The organism is Streptomyces acidicola, assembly GCF_009377235.1.
Lineage (GTDB): Bacteria > Actinomycetota > Actinomycetes > Streptomycetales > Streptomycetaceae > Streptomyces > Streptomyces acidicola.
The window spans coordinates 1-15769 of record NZ_VMNX01000220.1; the positions used below are offsets into that span (position 1 = coordinate 1).

Sequence of the window (15769 nt, forward strand, 5' to 3'; positions counted from 1 at the left end):
ATCCAGATCGGCATCGTCATCGGCGGCGCCGACGGCGACTTCGACAAAACCGAACAAGCCGTCGTCCGCGAAGCCTGCTTCACCCTCGACCTCCCGCCCCACGAGTTCGACCTCTGACCACCCCACGCATCCCACCTCTCACCACCCCGCAACACCCACGCCGGGCCGCTCACCACAACGGCCCGGCACGCCTGTTTCGGCACGCGTGTTGGCGGCGGTGCCGTCATGACGCCGCGTCACGGGGCGGAATGCCTGTCGGCCTTTCGGCGTGATGTCGAGGGTGACATCGGCCCATGTGGGCGGTATGCAATGTCTGTGCGGTATACGCATGGGGGTGTCCGGCCGAGTCGGCGGGCTGCCCGGGAGCGGATACGGATGAGGGCGGCCGATGGCTTCGAACACGGTGAGAAGGGCGCGGTTACGGTTCGCGCGCCGCACGTCTGCGAGCGGCCTGTACGACGCCGATGACCGGCCCGCGACGCCCGGGCCGGCCGACGCGCTCGTGTTCAGCCGGGCCGCCGGTCATGACGCGGCCACGCGCCTGCGTCGACGTAGGGTCGCGACATGAGGGCGATCGTCGTGGGGGCGGGCATCGGGGGACTGTCGGCGACGCTGTGCCTGCTCCGCGCCGGCCATGAGGTCACACTGGTCGAGCAGGCGCCGCGGTTCACCGAGATCGGTGCCGGGATCCAGCTCGCGCCCAACGCCACGCGCGTACTGCGCCGGCTGGACGTGCTCGACGCGGTCGCCGCACAGGCCACCCGCCCCTCCCACTGGGGCTTCCGCACCTGGTCCAACGGTGCCGAGATCTGCCGCTACACGCTGGGGCGCGCGGCCGAGGACGCGTTCGGGGCGCCCTACCTGCAGGCCCACCGGGCCGATCTGCACCATGCCCTGGCCTCCGCGGTGCCGCCCCGGTCGGTGCGCCTGAACACCACTGTCGTGGGCATCGACCAGGACGACGAGTCCGCCTACGTGACGACGGCGAGCGGCGAGCGCCTGGGGGCGGACCTGGTCGTGGCCGCGGACGGCGTGCGGTCCGCGGTCCGACAGTGGCTCTTCGGCGCGGATGAAGCGGTCTTCTCGAAGACCGTCGCCTATCGGGCGCTGCTCCCGGCCGACAAGGTCACCGATCTGGACCTGCCGGACTTCGCCATCTGGCTCGGACCCGGCCGGCACTTCGTCCACTACTGGGTGCGTCGCGGGGAACTGCTCAACATCGTGGGCGTGGTCGGCGCGGAGGCGGCACAGGAGTCGTGGACCGCTCAGGCGGAGCCGGGAGAACAGCTGCGCGAGTTCGACGGGTGGGACTCCCGGGTGCTCAGCCTGCTGGAACGCGCGGGTCAGGTGCTCCGTTACGGCATCTACACGCGCACCCCGCTCACTCGGTGGAACATCGGGCGGGTGACCCTGCTCGGCGACAGTGCCCACGCGATGGTGCCGTTCCAGGCCCAGGGCGCGGCGCAGGCGATGCAGGACGCGGCCGTGCTCGGCGACGTCCTCGCCGGTGCGACACCGGACGGGGTACCCGACGCGCTCGACCGGTACGTGCGCCGGCGGCTCGCGACCGCCACGAGCATCCAGGCCAGTTCCGCGCGGGCGGGCCACGACTACCACCTGCCGGACGGGCCCGAGGCCCGGGCGCGGAACGTCCGCATGGCGGCATACGCGGCCGAGCACAGGTTCCTGCCCCAGGCGACGGCCTGGGCCGCCGACGCCCTGGACGAGGGTGCCGACGGCCGCCCCGCCCCGGGCGTCGGCACGGACACCGCCTCCGGCGGCCCCGGGGAGCCCGGGGAGAACATCACCCACCCGGCCTGACACCCCGGCGCGAGCGGGCCCGGCTCGCCACCGGCCGCCTCCCACACGACGTCTCGTCCCCGGCCGCCGGTCAGTCACGACGAGCGCGGGAGCAGGTCTCGGCCACCGCATCGGCCACCGCACCAGCCACCACATCGGCCACATGAAGGGACCGTGACGTGCGAGCACGGGGGATCAACTACGACACCGGGTTCCTCCCCGGTCAGGACCTCTCCCGCAAGGTCTTCAGCCCTGAGAGGGTCCGGCAGGAAATGGCGGTGATCTCCGGCGATCTCCACTGTGATGCCGTCCGTGTGTCGGGGCGCGACCCCGAACGGCTGAGCGTCGCCGCGCGACACGCCGCGGACGCCGGACTCCGGGGTTGGGGAACATCGGTACAGCCGTTAACGCTAAGCATTTGATCATGGTCGGCGGACGGGCGGTGTCGTGTCGCTGACGAGCCGGAGGGCGGGGCGCTCTGGGGCGAACTCGCCGAGTTCCAGTGCTGCCTCGCGCCAGTTCGCGGCGAGCTGGAGCAGGCGTTCGCTGTCGTGGCGGTAGCCGGGCGGCGGGGTGTTCGGGACGGTCGGCCACAGGATGGTGGCCGCAAAGCGAACGGCGTGCATGGCGGCGGTCGCGTGAGCGTCGACGCTTCCGCCTTCCAGGCGTCGCAGCATGTCGAGCCGGGCGGCGGCACCGAGGAGTTCGTCGTACACCTTCGCGTACTCCTGCGCGCGGACGGTCTGGAGATCAGCCACGAGAGGCACCTCCGGCGTTCGGGTGGGGCTGGGCCTGGAGCCGGTCGCGGAGGTCGATCTCCTCGGGGGTGAGCAGGCCCTCGGGCCGGCGGATGCGGACGGGCTTCGGCCTGAGCGGCAGGTCGTCGTCCGCCGCGGCGGCCTCGGCCTCCGCGAGTGCCCGGTAGAGCGAGGCGACCGAGGGGTGCTTGCCCGCGTTCTTCCCGACCTTGATGGTGAGCTTCTTCGCGATGTCGGGGACGGGAACGCCCTTGTCCTTCAGGGCGACTGCGAAGGTGAGCATGTCGTCGTCGATGACCTTCGGGCGTCCGCCGTGGTTGCCCTTGGACGCGGCGATGACCTGGCCTTCGAGGGTCTTCTCCCGGATGTAGTTGCGTTCGATCTGCCCGGCGACGGCGAGGACGGCGATGAACATCGCGCCCATGCCGTTGGGGTCGCAGATCCCGGTGAGCGGGCCGGTGAGGAGTTCGAGCTGGATGCCGTCGGCCTGGAGCTCGGCGGACAGCGTCATCAACTCGGCCGCGTTCCTCGCCAGACGCTTCAGCTCATGCACCGTGAAGATGACCGGCGTCTCGGGTGCGGCCTCCTTGAACTGGTGGGCCAGCGCGAGCGCCTTCTTCAGCTCGGGACGGACCTTGACGCGGGTGCTGATCTGTTCCTTGAAGACCTTGTGGCACTCCGCCCGATGGAGGGCTTCGAGCTGGCTCGCCAGCTCCTGCCGGGCGGTCGACGTCCTCGCGTACCCGATCCTCACCGGCCGCTCGGTGCGGGGCGCGGGCACGACGGCGAGCGCCGGTCCCTGCTTCCACGCGCGGCCGGGACTGCGGTCGGTAGGGACGGGGATCTCCAATTCCTTGCGGAGCGCGGGGACGAGGACGAAACGGGGGGTGTGGTACTTCGCGGCGGTCTTTCCGCCGCGGGTGCGGCAGGCGCTGCCAGCGGGTGCATCACAGTTCGGGCAATTGTGACGTTCTACCGCAAGTGCTGCCTGATCGGGTGTGAATGTCCATAGTCGCGTGCGCGGACGAGCTGGGGTTTCATCGCGGAGTGCAGGGAACTGTGAACTCCCCTACGTCACGAAGTCGTCTGCACTACGGTCGAGTTGGTCCGTAGTCGTGTGCGCGTTGCGGAGGGGGCCCGGGTGGCGGAGGGGCCGGTGGCCGAGCGCGGGGTGCTGACCGCGTCTGACGAGGTTTGGGATACCGCGGTGCGGCAGGCCGAGGTGATCGGGCCTCTTGCCGAGAAGGCCAGGGTGGGGCTGGCGGACGCGGACGAGGCCGCCGCGACGCTGAGAATAACCCGGCGCCAGGTGTATGTGCTGCTCGCGCGGTGGCGCGCGGGTGAGGGGGTGGTGTCGGACCTGTTGCCGGGCCGCTCCAGCGGCGGCCGCGGCGGCGGGCGGCTGCCGGACGAGGCCGAGGCGATCGTTGCGGAGGTGCTGCCCAGGCGGTACCTGAAGCGGCAGCGCCGGACCGTTGCGGCCGTCCATCGGGAGATCGCGCGTCAGTGCAGGGGTCGGGGCCTGTGGGTTCCCTCGCGGGGGACAGTGGTGCGGCGGATCGCGCGGCTGGAGCCGGTGTCCTCTACTACCGCGCGGGAGGGAAGTGAGGCGGCCCGCCGGTTGCGGTCGGCCGGTGGTGTGCCGCCCGCGGTCACCGGGCTGTTGGAGCAGGTCCAGGTTGACCACACGCCGGTGGATGTGATCGTGGTTGACGAGCAGCACAGGATGCCGATCGGCCGGCCGTACCTGATGGCGGCGATCGATGTGGCGAGCCGGTGCGTGGTGGGCCTGGTGGTGACGCTGGAGGCTCCGTCAGCAACGTCGGTCGGGCTGTGCCTGGCGCATGCGGTCACCGACAAGCGGCCGTGGCTGGAGCGGCTGGGGGCGGAGGCGGTCTGGCCGATGAGCGGCAAGCGGCGGGAGTTGTACGTGGACAACGCCGCCGAGTTCAAGAGCGAGGCCCTGCGGCGCGGCTGCGAGCAGCACGGCGTCAAGCTGCGGTACCGGCCGCCGGGCCTGCCGCACTTCGGCGGGATCGTCGAGCGGCTGATCGGCACGATGATGGAGCTGGCGCACGAGCTGCCAGGCACCACGTTCTCCAGCACCGCCGAGCGTGGCGCCTACGACAGTGACAAGGCGGCTGCGCTGACCATGCGGGAGCTTCAGCGGTGGCTGGCATTGGCGGTGGCCTGCTACCACGGCCAGGTACACGAGACCCTGTGCCGCACGCCGGCCGGGGTCTGGGCGGAGAAGGCCGCGGGAGCCGCGTCGGTGACGGTGCCCAACGAGACCGCGTTCTTGGTGGACTTCCTGCCGGTGGTCCGCCGGACGTTGTCCCGGTCGGGGTTCGTGATCGACTACGTGCAGTACTACAGCGACGCGCTGAAGCCGTGGATCGCCCGCCGTGAGGATCTCGGCCGGTTCGTCCTGCGTCGTGACCCGCGGGGTATCAGCCGGATCTGGGCACTGGACCCGGACGGCACCGACTATCTGGAGGTGCCGTACCGGACGCTGTCGCGGCCTCCGATCAGCGCGTGGGAGCAGAAGGCGGCGGTAGCACGGCTGCGCGAGCTGGGCCGCGCCGAGGTGGACGAGGACGCGCTGTTCGCCATGGTCGCGCAGATGCGCCAGATCACTGACAGCGCCAGCGCGGCCACCCGTAAGGCTCGACGAGACCGCCAGCGCCGCACCCAGACGCCGCCCCGGCCGAGGCCGGCACCCCCACCGAAGCCGCCGGCCAGCCAGGACGGGGGCGGTGTGGCCAGGCCGTTCGAGGTGATTGAGCAGTGGTGAACGAGGACGGGGACCTCTCGCACCTGCTTCCGGCCGCGCAGCAGATCGCGCGGCTGCCGGATGCCGAGCGGCTGCGGTACGTCCGGGCGGACCGGTGGATCGGCTACCCGCGGGCCGCGGAGGCTCTGGAGCGGCTGGAGACGCTGCTGGCCTGGCCGTCCAAGCAGCGGATGCCGAACCTGCTGCTGATCGGGCCGACCAACAACGGCAAGTCGATGATCGTGGAGAAGTTCCGCCGCACCCACCCGCCCATCTCGCACCCGGACCGCGAGGAGATCCCGGTGCTGGCGATGCAGATGCCCTCCGACCCAACGGTGATCCGCTTCTACACCGCGCTGCTGGCGGCGCTCGGCGCCCCGCTGCGGGTCCGATACAACCGGCTGGCCGACGTAGAACAGTTGACGCTGCGGCTGCTTCGGTCGGCCGGGGTGCGGATGCTGGTGATCGACGAGCTGCACAACGTCCTCGGCGGACGCGGCGACAGGCGCCGGGAGTTCTTGAACCTACTGCGGTTCCTGGGCAACGAACTGCGCATCCCGCTGGTCGGCGTCGGCACCCGGGACGCCTACCCGGCCATACGGTCCGACGACCAGTTGGAGAACCGGTTCGCGCCGCTGACACTGCCGCGCTGGGAAACCGACACCGAAGCCTGCTCGCTGCTGGCCAGCTTCGCCGCGGCGTTCCCGCTGCGCAGGCCCTCGCCGATCGGCGCTCCGGAGATGGCCGGCTACCTGCTCACCCGCAGCGAAGGCACGATCGGCGAGCTGGCCCACCTGCTCACCGACGCCGCCCTCGCCGCGATCACCTCGTGCGAGGAGGCCATCAACCAGCGCACCCTGCTGCTGGCCCCCTACGCCGGGCCCAGCGAGCGGCGCCGGCTGTTCGAGCGCGAGCTGACGTGAACACGGTGCGGAGGTGGCCGCTGCACCCGCGGTCGTGTCCCTTGTCGTGGTGTAGCCGATCATCCGGCGGTCGTGTTGGTGGTGTTGGGTAGCGCGGGGGCGCTTTCGGGGCGCTTGGAGGGGTAGAGCTGGTCCATGCTTCCCTCGGGCAGGTAGCGGCGGGGGAAGGCGATCCACTCGTCGTGCAGTTCGAAGAGCACGGCGGTGACCAGCCGCAGGAGTGCGTCGTCGTTGGGGAATACCTGGACGACGTCGGTGCGGCGCTTGACCTCGCGGTTGATCCGCTCCAGCGGGTTCGTGGACTGGATCTTCTTCCAATGTCGCTCCGGGAAGGCGGCGAAGGCGGTCAGGTCATCCTTCGCATCCAGCAGCATGTCCTTGACCTTGGGGAACTGCTTTCCGAGCATGTCGGCAACGGTGTCGAGCTGAGTGCGGACCGCATCCGCGGTGGGCTGGGCGAAGATCGTGCGGATCGTGGCGGCGGCCATCTCGGCCGCTTCCTTGTTGATCACGCTGAACACGTTGCGCAGGAAATGAACCCTGCAGCGCTGGTAGGCGGCCCCGAGCATGACCTTGCGGATGGCCTTCACCAGCCCCAAGTGGTGGTCGCCGATGACGAGCCGTACCCCGGTCAGACCGCATTCGCGCAGGTGGCGCAGGAACTCGGTCCAGAACAACTCGGTCTCGCTGTCGCCGACCATCACACCCAGTACCTCCATTGCCGCCGTCCTCGGTGATCCCGGTGGCGATCACCACGGCCCGGGACACGATCTGGTGCTCGACCCGCGCCTTGCAGTAGGTCGCGTCCAGATAGACGTACGGGAAGCGGACGATCCGCGGACGGGCTTTGCTGGCGCCGGTCGCGTGCTGATGGGCCCGGCAGGACGTCGAGTCGACGCCGACCATCGACCAGTCGATCCGCCCTGCCTGGTCGGCGTCGGCCTGGACCGCTTTCAGGATCCCAGGTACCGTCCGCCGACCAGCGGCGATTCCGTTCATGGACAGTCTTCCACGAGCCATAACGTTCCGGCAGGTCACGCCACGGGACATCGGTCCGGACCCGGAACAGGATCCCGTTCACCACGATGCGGTGGTCGTTCTACCGGCCACCTCGGCCACCCCAAGGTGGCGGATGCGGCTGCAGTAACGACCACTCCCGGTTCGTCAGATCCTCCCGCCCCATGCCCGAACCAACGAGCGACCAGTCAGAAGGTCACATGATCCGCCGGGCGCGGCCAAACGGCGGCATGGCCCGATGATCACTCAGAGGCAGGTCGTCGTCACGGGCACCTTCCAGCGGCGGCTGACAGTGATGGTCGGGCTGGGCGCGCCACACGTCGTGTCGGTCAGTCCGCGATGTGCTTCGGGCTTGCCGCGAGTGAGCCGAGGAGGGCGAGGGCTTCGGCGCTGGGGCTGCCTTCAGGGGCGTGGTGCACGATCAACTGCAGTCCGGGGTCGCTTCGGATGTCGAGTGTCTCGTAGGTGAGGGTCAGGATGCCGACGTCGGGGTGGTGGAACTGCTTGGGCTCGCGGGTCTTGCCGCGTACGTCGTGCCGGTTCCACAATTGCCGGAAGGTGTCGCTTCGGCGAGTGAGTTCGTCGAGGAGCTTGAGCAGTTGCGGGTCGTGTGGGTCGTGGCCCTGCGCCAGGCGTAGCTGACCGGTAGCGGAGTGTGCGGCGCGTTCCCAATCGACATAGAAGTCGCGTCCGGCGGGGTCGAGGAATGCCATTCGCGCGAGGTTGTCGACCTCGGCGAACCCGGAATGCAGGGCCTTGGCGAGGTCGTTCTCGGCACGAATGCCCATCGTGCGGTCGATGACGTAGGCGGGTGTCGTCAGCCAAGCATCCATGAGCCTTATCAGGTCGTCGCTGACCTTTCGATTGCCACCGTCGTGGTCGTACCTGACTGAAGCGATCCGGCCTGCGAGCCGGAACAGATGCATTCGCGCGTCTGTGTTCAAGTCGAGTGCGCGGGCGAGAGCGCCCAGCACTTGCTCCGAGGGGTGCCGCTCGCGACCCTGTTCGAGCTTGGTGTAGTAGTCGGCGCTGAGCCCGGAGAGCACCGCGACCTCCTCGCGACGTAGGCCGGGCACCCGTCGTGGTCCGGAGCCGACGACGGCGGCCGCGTCGGGGTGCGCCTTCGCGCGCTGCGCCTTGAGGAACGCGCCGAGCCCTTTGTTCTGCATGCTCCGACGATACGACGCCGTCGCGCCGGCCTCCTGGGTGGATGACACCCAGGAGGTCTTCGCCCTGGTTGAGGAAGACGCGACACCTGAGGCTGGACCACGCGGCGGCGAGGCTCTCGTCCCGCGGACACCAGCACCATCAAACACGAAGGACATCCATGCGCTACACGCTCTTGGGCCGCTCCGGCATCCGTGTCTCCGAGCTCGCCCTCGGCACCATGACGTTCGGCGACGACTGGGGGTGGGGCGCCTCGCCGGAGACCAGCGCGAGGCTGCTCGACCTGTATGCCGAGGCCGGCGGGAACTTTATCGACACCGCGAACGCATACACCGGCGGGACGGCGGAGTCGATCATCGGCCGAGCGTTGAAGGGCCGGAGGGACCGGTTCGTGCTCGGCACGAAGTACACGATGCAGGCCGTGCCCGGCGACCTGAACAGCGCGGGCAACCACCGCAAGAGCCTCGTTTCCTCGCTCGAGGCCAGCCTGCGCCGTCTGGACACGGACTACATCGACGTGCTGTGGGTGCACGCACGGGACACGCTCACCCCGCTGCCGGAACTGATGCGGGCACTCGATGACCAGGTGCGAGCGGGCAAGGTCCTGCACGTCGGGGTCTCGGACTGGCTGGCTTGGGAGATTGCGCAGGCGAACACGCTCGCCGAGCTGCGTGACTGGTCGCCGTTCGTCGGCGTGCAGCTGCGCTACAACCTGCTCAGCCGGTCGGTGGAGTCGGAGCTGACGGTAATGGCGCAGGCCTTCGACCTCGCGGTCCTCGCCTGGGGGCCGCTGGCAGAGGGGCGTCTGACCGGCAAGTACCTGGACGGCGCGGAGGGGCGCATCACCCGCGGCGGCTGGGACTTCAGCGGAGATCAGAGCGACCACATCGTGCGCGCGGTCGTCGACATCGCCGAGGCCGGAGGGTGGACGCCCGCGCAGGTCGCCTTCGCCTGGCTGCGCTCACGACCCGGCACCGTCATCCCGCTGCTCGGCGCGACTAGCGAACAGCAGCTCACCGGCAACCTCGCCAGCCTCGACGTCACCCTCGACGACGACGCCCTGCACCGGCTCGACGAGATCAGCGCACCTCGCCTGGGTTTCCCCCACGACGTGATGGCCGGTGAGGACATGATCGGCCTCACCTACGGCGACCAGTGGCGCCAGGTCACCGACCACCGGCGCGCATCCTGTCGCCCCGTCAACGACAACGCCCAGAGGGCATGACCACGACCGCGGCAGAGCACGCCGTTCCATCCGACCAGGAGGAAAGGTATTGATAAGTGGGCCGGAATAGCGCACCGCTATTGTCCGCGACGCGCTCGTGCACGTCACGCCGGCGCGGACGATGCACGGCGACATCACGGCCACCGACAGCGTGCTGCCCCAGGCGGGTCCGGCACAGTCACCGGGCCAGGATGAGACTGTCGTGCTCGACGCTGCGGGGGCCTCGGTGGTCCCGATCGTGATCGACGGTGCGATCCGAGCCCGCGGCCCCGGCCAGCCACTTGGTGCTCGACAACTACGCCACCCACAAGAGCCCCGCCATCAAAACCTGGCTGCTGGCCCACCCTCGGTTCCACCTGCACTTCACACCGACCGGTTCCTCCTGGCTCAACCTGGTCGGGCGGTGGTTCGCCGAGCTGATGAACAAACAGACGCGGCGAGGCGTCCACAAGACCGTCCGGGCCCCGGAGCAGGACACCCGCACCTGGAACACTGACCCCAGGCCCTATATCGGGACCAAGACCGCGAACGAGATCCTCGAACGCCTCGCCTCATATCTGAACAGAATTCCCGACTCAGAAGACTAGCGGCCGCCGTATCCCGATCACGTAGTCCGGCAGCTGCCCTCTGGAATGCTCTCAGCGGTGCCACGGATCAGACGGCGTACCACCGGTCGAGCGCGTCCCGCAGCCCGGTGGTGTCCGCTCCCGCCCAGGCCACGTATCCGTCCGGCCGCACCAGGAGCGCTGCCGCATCCGGGTCGGGCACGGGCCGGTGTACGAGTCGTACGCGATCGGCACCGTCCACCGCAGCGTCGATCGACCCGTCGCCCACGAGATCCAGCAGCAGGAACCGTCCATCACTCATGTACTCCGCGGCCACCTCCCGGAACACGCTCGGCAGGAATCGGCCCACCAGCGGCTGCTCCGACTCCGGCGCGTAGTCCACATCCGCGCCACTGACCAGGGTGCCGAAGACCGACCTGCTCGACGCGCTCGCGGAGGCGGTGTTCGCCTCCGTCGAACGCGCCGACCCCGGCCTGCCGTGGGCAGAGCGGCTGCGGATCACCGTCCGCAACCTGTATGGCGAGTTCAGCCGCCACCTGTCAGTGTCCAAGGCCGTGGTCGGCGATCAGGCCAACCCCACCTCGGAGGCGGCCCAGCGCCCGACGGAGGAAGTACTCGAAGCGCTGTTCGAGGCCGGCTTCGGCGGCAAGGCGGCTCGGCAGGCACTCATCGCGGTCCACGGTCTGGTGTTCGGCACCCTGGCTCTGGCCACCTCCGAATACACCACCCCGCCAAGACCCGCCGCCGACGGGCTGGAAGCCTTCCGTCCCGTGGTGGATCCGGCCTGGCTGCCGCACTTCGCCCGGCTGACGGCGCTCGGCGACAGCGACCCGGCGGAGGACTTCGAGCGCGCGCTGGACCTTCTGATCACCGGGTTGGTTACCGCAGCGCCCAACGGCGCATAGCGCCCCTCCGGGCCGGGCCGGGGCGGCAGCTGGCCACGACTGGCACTGCCGACCTCGCGCCGCTCACGGTACCGAGGTGATGCCCTGCACCACTCGGCTTCACTTTTAAAGCTGGGGAGGATCGTGCCGGTTCGTGCCGTCGGCCAGCAAGATGGCCCTCAGTAGGCCGGGAAAGCGGTCCTCCAGGTCGTCAGCGCGCAACCGATTGAGGATCTTGTTGCCGCGGTAGTGCTGCGTGATGACGCCCGCCTCGCGGAGCACCCGGAAGTGATGGGTCGACGTCGATTTGGTGACCGGCAGGTCGAACGCACCACAAGCTTGCGCTGCGTCCCCTTCGGAAAGCTGACGCGCGATGCGTCGGCGCAAGGGGTCGGCGAGCGCGGTGAGGACCGTGTCAAGCCGGACCGCTTCCGTCGCGGGATGGGGCAGCGTTCGCATGAGCTCAACTCTACCTAGCCTATTTGTGGTACGGTCCCCGTCGTACTACGAAGTGCGTCGTACAACTTTGTCCTCTCGGGTGCTCGCAGCCCCTGCGACCGCGGGACAAGCGTTGCCCCTGTGCCAGTTCCGGGACTTCGAGTACGTCACCTGACAGCCGCCGATATCGATCCGGCCGAACACGAAAGAATCCCCAAATGAACATCGCCGTCGTTTTGTTCCCTCGCCTCACCGCCCTGGACGCAGTCGGGCCCTACGAAACGTTGCAGCGACTGCCTGACACCACCGTGACCTTCGTGGGCCATCAGCGCGGAGAGGTCCGGACCGAAAACGGATACCTCGGCCTGACCATCGACAAGACCTTCGACGAGGTCGTCGCGCCGGATGTGGTCATCGTGCCCGGTGGGATCGGCGTTCTCGACTTACTGGAGGACAAGGTCCTGCTCGACTGGCTGCGGTCGGTCCACGCCACCAGCCGCTTCACCACCTCGGTCTGCACCGGATCTCTGCTCCTGGCGGCCGCAGGACTGCTGCCCGGCCTCGAAGCGACCACGCACTGGGCCTTCATGGACAAGCTGACCGAGCTCGGTGCCGTTCCGACCTCCACCCGAGTGGTCGAGCACCTGGAGCAGCGGACCATCATTGCCGCTGGCGTCTCCTCCGGGATCGACATGGCTCTGCGCTTGGCAGAGTTGCTCACCGACCAGGTGACAGCGCAGGCCATGCAGCTGATGGTGGAGTACGACCCGCAGCCGCCCTTCGACGCGGGCAGCGTGGTGAAGGCCGGCCCGCTGGTCACGGCCCGAGCCAGGGAGCTGTTCCAGGAAAAGGACTGAGCGCGCGGTGCGCGGGCGACCCTGGCGATGTCGCCCGCGCACCAGCCTCGCTTGCCCGGGACCGGTCAACCCGAGAGAACAATTCCGTTCGACGACCGGTTGTGGGTCCGCCGTTTCGGCTCGATCAGCGCCCGGTCCGCATCGTCCAGGAAGAACCGCTCCAACTCCGCACGGGACGGCGCCCCGTCGTACGCCGCGGCCTGCGCGTCCGTCAGAAACTCGACCGGCACCCCGGACCTCCAGACAGTCAGTGATCAACACGACTGCCGAAGACTCCGCCTCCGCCAAACCCCAGGTCAAAGCTCTCTCAAGCACGACCGGACCGTAGCCAGCACCGGCGCCCGCCCGGCGGCCTTTCCGCGAAGCCCAGCGGCGTCCTCGGTGCATGTGCTAGCCGACCAAGATCAATCTGACCGGGATTTCCTGTACGCCAACTACTCACACCCGGCTACGCCGACGCCGCGCAGGAGATCCAGGACCGTACGCCGCATGGGGTCGGTCGTCGCGCTGCTGCACGCGGTCCATGCCCATCAGGCACAGTGAGTGTTCGCCTGTGACCCGCGTTGACGGGAGACCGCAGGCATCACGGAAGTACCCGAGGACCGTGCGGACGACGTCGCTGCCGCGCTCGCGCTGCTCCAGGTCGCCCGCGATGACCTGGAGGGCCTGGAGGGCGCCCTGCTGCTGGCCGCCCGTACGGCCAGTACCCGCACGGGCAAGCCGCTGCTGACGTTCAAGAAGATCGCTGCCGCGCTCGGCGTCGAGTCCGAGCAGGCCGCCCAGGGCCGCTACCGCCGCAAGGTCGGCAACCTCAACGGCGCCGATTCCGGACTCGACGGCACACCGTAGGGGCGGCCGGATCAGACGGACGCACCGGGTGATGAAGCGTCAGCCCGCCCACATGGTGCTGTTCACATGCGCCGTGTCGTGGTGCTCATGATATGTGCTGATCTTTCCTCCACTGATCTCGAAGAGGAAGTGATAGTGGTTGCGGTAATCGCGCCTGTTCTTCAGTTTCATTGTCGAGTACGCCTCCACGGCGACCCGAGCACCTTGGATGGTCCACGCGGTCGGCGTTATGACCAGCGGGCCGCCCGTGACCGAGTCGAGCGGCTTGAGCATGGCGCGGAACTGCTCCTTGGTGACGTAACCGTCTCCCGGAGCCCCGCTCATCCACCATTCAACGTCATCAGTGAGACAGTTCAGGAGCTCCTCCAGCGCTTCCGTGTTGTCGGCCGCTCCCCACCGGCCCTTGGCATAGAGGCCCAGAAAGTGTTCGACGATTGCCCTCTTCTGTACGTCGTCCATCACGTGTCTCCGACTTCATGTGGTTGGTGGCGAGTGTGTGCCACCCAGCGTGCATGACCGCAGATGCGCGCACAAATGATGATTGAACACTCCAGGTATGCCTTTTGGGAATACCTCGGCTGTAGGGTGAGGGCTATGGCGGATGTGACTCTCGTTGGGCTGCGGGTAGTGCGCGAAGTCGCTGCGACGGGGTCCTTCAGCGAGGCAGCAGCTTCCCTCGGCTACACGCAATCGGCTGTGTCCCGGCAGGTGAAAGTTGTCGAGTCCGCCGTGGGTGCGGCCCTTTTCGAGAGGAGGGCGCGCGGGGTGGCACCCACGCAGGCCGGTGTGGCGTTCGCACGGCACGCGGCCGACGTGCTGTCAGGCATCGACGCCGCCGTCCGTGAGGTCAGCGCACTGAGTCAACACATCACGGGCTGTGTCACAGTCGGCGCCACCCCGGCTGCGGCTGTAGCGCTGGCTCCCCGTGCCCTCGCGCAGCTGGCGGACGAACACCCCCATGTGACTGTCGGTTTCGTGGAGGATTCAACCCCCAGCCTTTTGCGGCAGCTACGTTCCCACCGTCTGGACATTGCCGTCGTGGGCGTGTGCGCCGGGCCACAGGAGCGTGACCTCGACGGGCTGCGCCAGGAAACGCTCCTGGAAGACGATCTACGCGTCGCCCTACCCCGGCATCACCCATTGGCCACCCGGCACACGGTGAGGGCCGACGAACTGCGCCACGACAGTTGGATCGTCGAAAACGCTACCGGCGACACCCCGTACTACGGCGCCTGGCCCACCCTCGTTCGGCCAACGGTCACCCATCAGGCGCGCGAATGGTCCACGCGCCTGGGAATGGTGGCTGCGGGCCTCGGGGTCTGTCTGCTGCCGGGCATGGCGGTCCCCTCCGCTCCAGCCGGCGTGAGAATCATCCGGGTCGAGGACCGCCACTGGCAGGGACGCGCAACCCTCGCCGTGACAAACGAACAGCGCTCAGCGGAAGCCGACGCGGCTGTCGCCGCCCTCAGACAACAGGCGTCTGAACTGCGTTGAGCCTATTCCCCAACGGCATTCAGTTCGTTCTGCTCCGTGACCCTCGCCAGGGGTGCCGTTAACGAACGACGAACCAACCGATCGTGGTCATGCTCGTGGTCCTCTCACCGCGGGGGTGCCGGACGACGCGCCCGGCCTGCATGGGTACAACGAACGGCCCAACGCTTCGGGTGTGGATCAGCCCTCGTCCTCGTCGTCGTCCAGCCCGAGGGCGTCCGGGTCGCGCAGCGGGCGCAGGCTCCCATCGTCGGGGACGGAGGCGGTGAAGCTGTAGCGGCCCAGCACGTTGAGGTTCTTGTGCTTGAGCGGGGAGAGCCGCGCGATGTCCTCGTCCCGGATCTCGTGGCCCTCGGCCCGCAGCTGGGCGACCGCGGCGCCGATGTACTTCGTTGTCCAGAGCACGACGGCGTTCAATACCAGTCCCAGAGACCCTAGCTGATCTTCCATTCCGTCCCGGTATGCCTGGTGGATGGTGCCCCGCTTGCCGTGGCAGATGTCCCGGGCGAGGGTGTGGCGGAACTCCTGGACGGACAGCTGCTTGCCCATCTGCCGCCGGTAGGTGTCATCGACCGGGTCGACGACCTGGAGCAGGTGCAGGGTTTTGGCGATGCGCCCGTACTCGGCGAACGCCTGCCCCAGCGGCGTGGGCCGTCCATGGTTGCCGAACATCCGTAGCAGGTCATAGGCCCGCACCTGGTTGGTGACCAGCGAGCCGGCCACCTTCAGCACGTCCTCCCACTGCGTGGTCACCTTCTTCAGGTTCACCTTGTTGGTGCGGGCGAGGTCGCCCAGGGGTCCGTAGTCGCCGGTCGAGGATCTTGAACAGGCCGAACACCATGTCCGAGTTTATGTGGACAGTTCAAGTTGATCATCCTCGGGTGTGTCGTTCGGACCGCCGACTGTGTCGGCGTCATCGGGAGGCGCTCGCGGCTGGGCGAGAAGGGCAGACATAGAGTGGGGTGCTCGATGAGCTGGCGAGGGTAGGAGCCGTGGAAATTACCGTCCAGTGGATACGGAC

Annotated in this window: 15 protein-coding genes and 5 pseudogenes; 9 read left to right on the plus strand and 11 right to left on the minus strand. The window is 68.6% G+C overall.

The genetic code is table 11. The features are described from left to right. The coding region (locus tag FPZ41_RS36690; RefSeq protein ID WP_194236345.1) for a TerB family tellurite resistance protein at positions 1 to 117 on the plus strand (117 nt) is incomplete at its 5' end. A gap of 447 nt (positions 118 to 564) precedes the next feature. Beyond that, complete coding sequence (locus FPZ41_RS36695; RefSeq protein ID WP_152867895.1) at positions 565 to 1821, plus strand: FAD-dependent monooxygenase; 1257 nt, start codon at positions 565 to 567, stop codon at positions 1819 to 1821. 401 nt (positions 1822 to 2222) lie between these two features. Here the strand turns inward: FPZ41_RS36695 and FPZ41_RS36705 are convergent, their stop codons facing one another. The 3 genes and pseudogenes from FPZ41_RS36705 to FPZ41_RS50635 form a co-directional block, all read right to left on the minus strand. Beyond that, positions 2223 to 2558: a hypothetical protein gene (locus FPZ41_RS36705; RefSeq protein WP_322621182.1), complete on the minus strand. Its 336-nt coding sequence runs from the start codon at positions 2556 to 2558 to the stop codon at positions 2223 to 2225. Beyond that, positions 2551 to 3339, minus strand: coding sequence for a recombinase family protein (locus FPZ41_RS36710; protein WP_456154451.1), 789 nt, complete (start codon positions 3337 to 3339; stop codon positions 2551 to 2553). Before FPZ41_RS36710 ends, FPZ41_RS36705 begins: the two co-directional genes overlap by 8 nt. Positions 3340 to 3414: 75 nt before the next feature. Continuing rightward, a pseudogene (locus FPZ41_RS50635) lies at positions 3415 to 3537 on the minus strand (zinc finger domain-containing protein); the annotation flags it as partial. A 177-nt stretch (positions 3538 to 3714) separates the two neighbouring features. On the opposite strand from FPZ41_RS50635, the gene FPZ41_RS36715 reads away from it, so the two are divergent. Next, entirely contained in the window at positions 3715 to 5352 is a 1638-nt protein-coding gene (locus tag FPZ41_RS36715) for a Mu transposase C-terminal domain-containing protein (RefSeq protein WP_322621183.1), read from the plus strand. Continuing rightward, the gene (locus tag FPZ41_RS36720; protein WP_322621184.1) at positions 5349 to 6254 is read left to right on the plus strand and encodes a TniB family NTP-binding protein; all 906 of its coding nucleotides are present in this window, start codon (positions 5349 to 5351) and stop codon (positions 6252 to 6254) included. The genes FPZ41_RS36715 and FPZ41_RS36720 overlap by 4 nt, the downstream gene beginning before the upstream one ends. A 59-nt stretch (positions 6255 to 6313) precedes the next feature. Here the strand turns inward: FPZ41_RS36720 and FPZ41_RS36725 are convergent. The 3 genes and pseudogenes from FPZ41_RS36725 to FPZ41_RS36730 all read right to left on the minus strand — a co-directional run. After that, positions 6314 to 7082, minus strand: a pseudogene (locus FPZ41_RS36725) (IS256 family transposase); the annotation flags it as partial. Positions 7083 to 7085: 3 nt separating this feature from the next. Further along, a pseudogene (locus FPZ41_RS50435) lies at positions 7086 to 7437 on the minus strand (IS5 family transposase); the annotation flags it as partial. A 163-nt stretch (positions 7438 to 7600) separates the two neighbouring features. Beyond that, on the minus strand, positions 7601 to 8440 hold the full coding sequence (locus FPZ41_RS36730; protein WP_152867901.1) for a helix-turn-helix transcriptional regulator: 840 nt from the start codon (positions 8438 to 8440) through the stop codon (positions 7601 to 7603). A 158-nt stretch (positions 8441 to 8598) separates the two neighbouring features. Between FPZ41_RS36730 and FPZ41_RS36735 the strand changes: the two genes are divergently transcribed. Both FPZ41_RS36735 and FPZ41_RS36740 read left to right on the plus strand, forming a co-directional pair. After that, on the plus strand, positions 8599 to 9663 hold the full coding sequence (locus FPZ41_RS36735) for an aldo/keto reductase (RefSeq protein ID WP_152867903.1): 1065 nt from the start codon (positions 8599 to 8601) through the stop codon (positions 9661 to 9663). 269 nt (positions 9664 to 9932) lie between these two features. After that, a pseudogene (locus tag FPZ41_RS36740) lies at positions 9933 to 10250 on the plus strand (transposase); the annotation flags it as partial. 67 nt (positions 10251 to 10317) lie between these two features. Here the strand turns inward: FPZ41_RS36740 and FPZ41_RS36745 are convergent. Further along, complete coding sequence (locus tag FPZ41_RS36745; protein ID WP_152867905.1) at positions 10318 to 10611, minus strand: aromatic-ring hydroxylase C-terminal domain-containing protein; 294 nt, start codon at positions 10609 to 10611, stop codon at positions 10318 to 10320. Positions 10612 to 10630: 19 nt separating this feature from the next. Here FPZ41_RS36745 and FPZ41_RS36750 point away from each other — a divergent pair, with 19 nt between their 5' ends. After that, on the plus strand, positions 10631 to 11134 hold the full coding sequence (locus tag FPZ41_RS36750; protein WP_194236346.1) for a TetR/AcrR family transcriptional regulator C-terminal domain-containing protein: 504 nt from the start codon (positions 10631 to 10633) through the stop codon (positions 11132 to 11134). A 105-nt stretch (positions 11135 to 11239) separates the two neighbouring features. Here FPZ41_RS36750 and FPZ41_RS36755 read toward each other — a convergent pair whose 3' ends face one another. After that, positions 11240 to 11572, minus strand: coding sequence for an ArsR/SmtB family transcription factor (locus tag FPZ41_RS36755; RefSeq protein WP_152867909.1), 333 nt, complete (start codon positions 11570 to 11572; stop codon positions 11240 to 11242). Between the two features lie 197 nt (positions 11573 to 11769). On the opposite strand from FPZ41_RS36755, the gene FPZ41_RS36760 reads away from it, so the two are divergent. Continuing rightward, the gene (locus FPZ41_RS36760; protein WP_152867911.1) at positions 11770 to 12408 is read left to right on the plus strand and encodes a DJ-1/PfpI family protein; all 639 of its coding nucleotides are present in this window, start codon (positions 11770 to 11772) and stop codon (positions 12406 to 12408) included. Between the two features lie 65 nt (positions 12409 to 12473). Here the strand turns inward: FPZ41_RS36760 and FPZ41_RS36765 are convergent, their stop codons facing one another. Both FPZ41_RS36765 and FPZ41_RS36770 read right to left on the minus strand, forming a co-directional pair. Further along, entirely contained in the window at positions 12474 to 12638 is a 165-nt protein-coding gene (locus tag FPZ41_RS36765; RefSeq protein WP_194236347.1) for a DUF4158 domain-containing protein, read from the minus strand. Between the two features lie 658 nt (positions 12639 to 13296). Beyond that, positions 13297 to 13716, minus strand: coding sequence for a nuclear transport factor 2 family protein (locus FPZ41_RS36770; protein ID WP_152867913.1), 420 nt, complete (start codon positions 13714 to 13716; stop codon positions 13297 to 13299). A 135-nt stretch (positions 13717 to 13851) separates the two neighbouring features. Here FPZ41_RS36770 and FPZ41_RS36775 point away from each other — a divergent pair, with 135 nt between their 5' ends. After that, complete coding sequence (locus FPZ41_RS36775; RefSeq protein WP_152867915.1) at positions 13852 to 14751, plus strand: LysR family transcriptional regulator; 900 nt, start codon at positions 13852 to 13854, stop codon at positions 14749 to 14751. 177 nt (positions 14752 to 14928) lie between these two features. Here the strand turns inward: FPZ41_RS36775 and FPZ41_RS36780 are convergent. Further along, a pseudogene (locus tag FPZ41_RS36780) lies at positions 14929 to 15555 on the minus strand (Tn3 family transposase); the annotation flags it as partial. Positions 15556 to 15769: the final 214 nt, after the last annotated feature.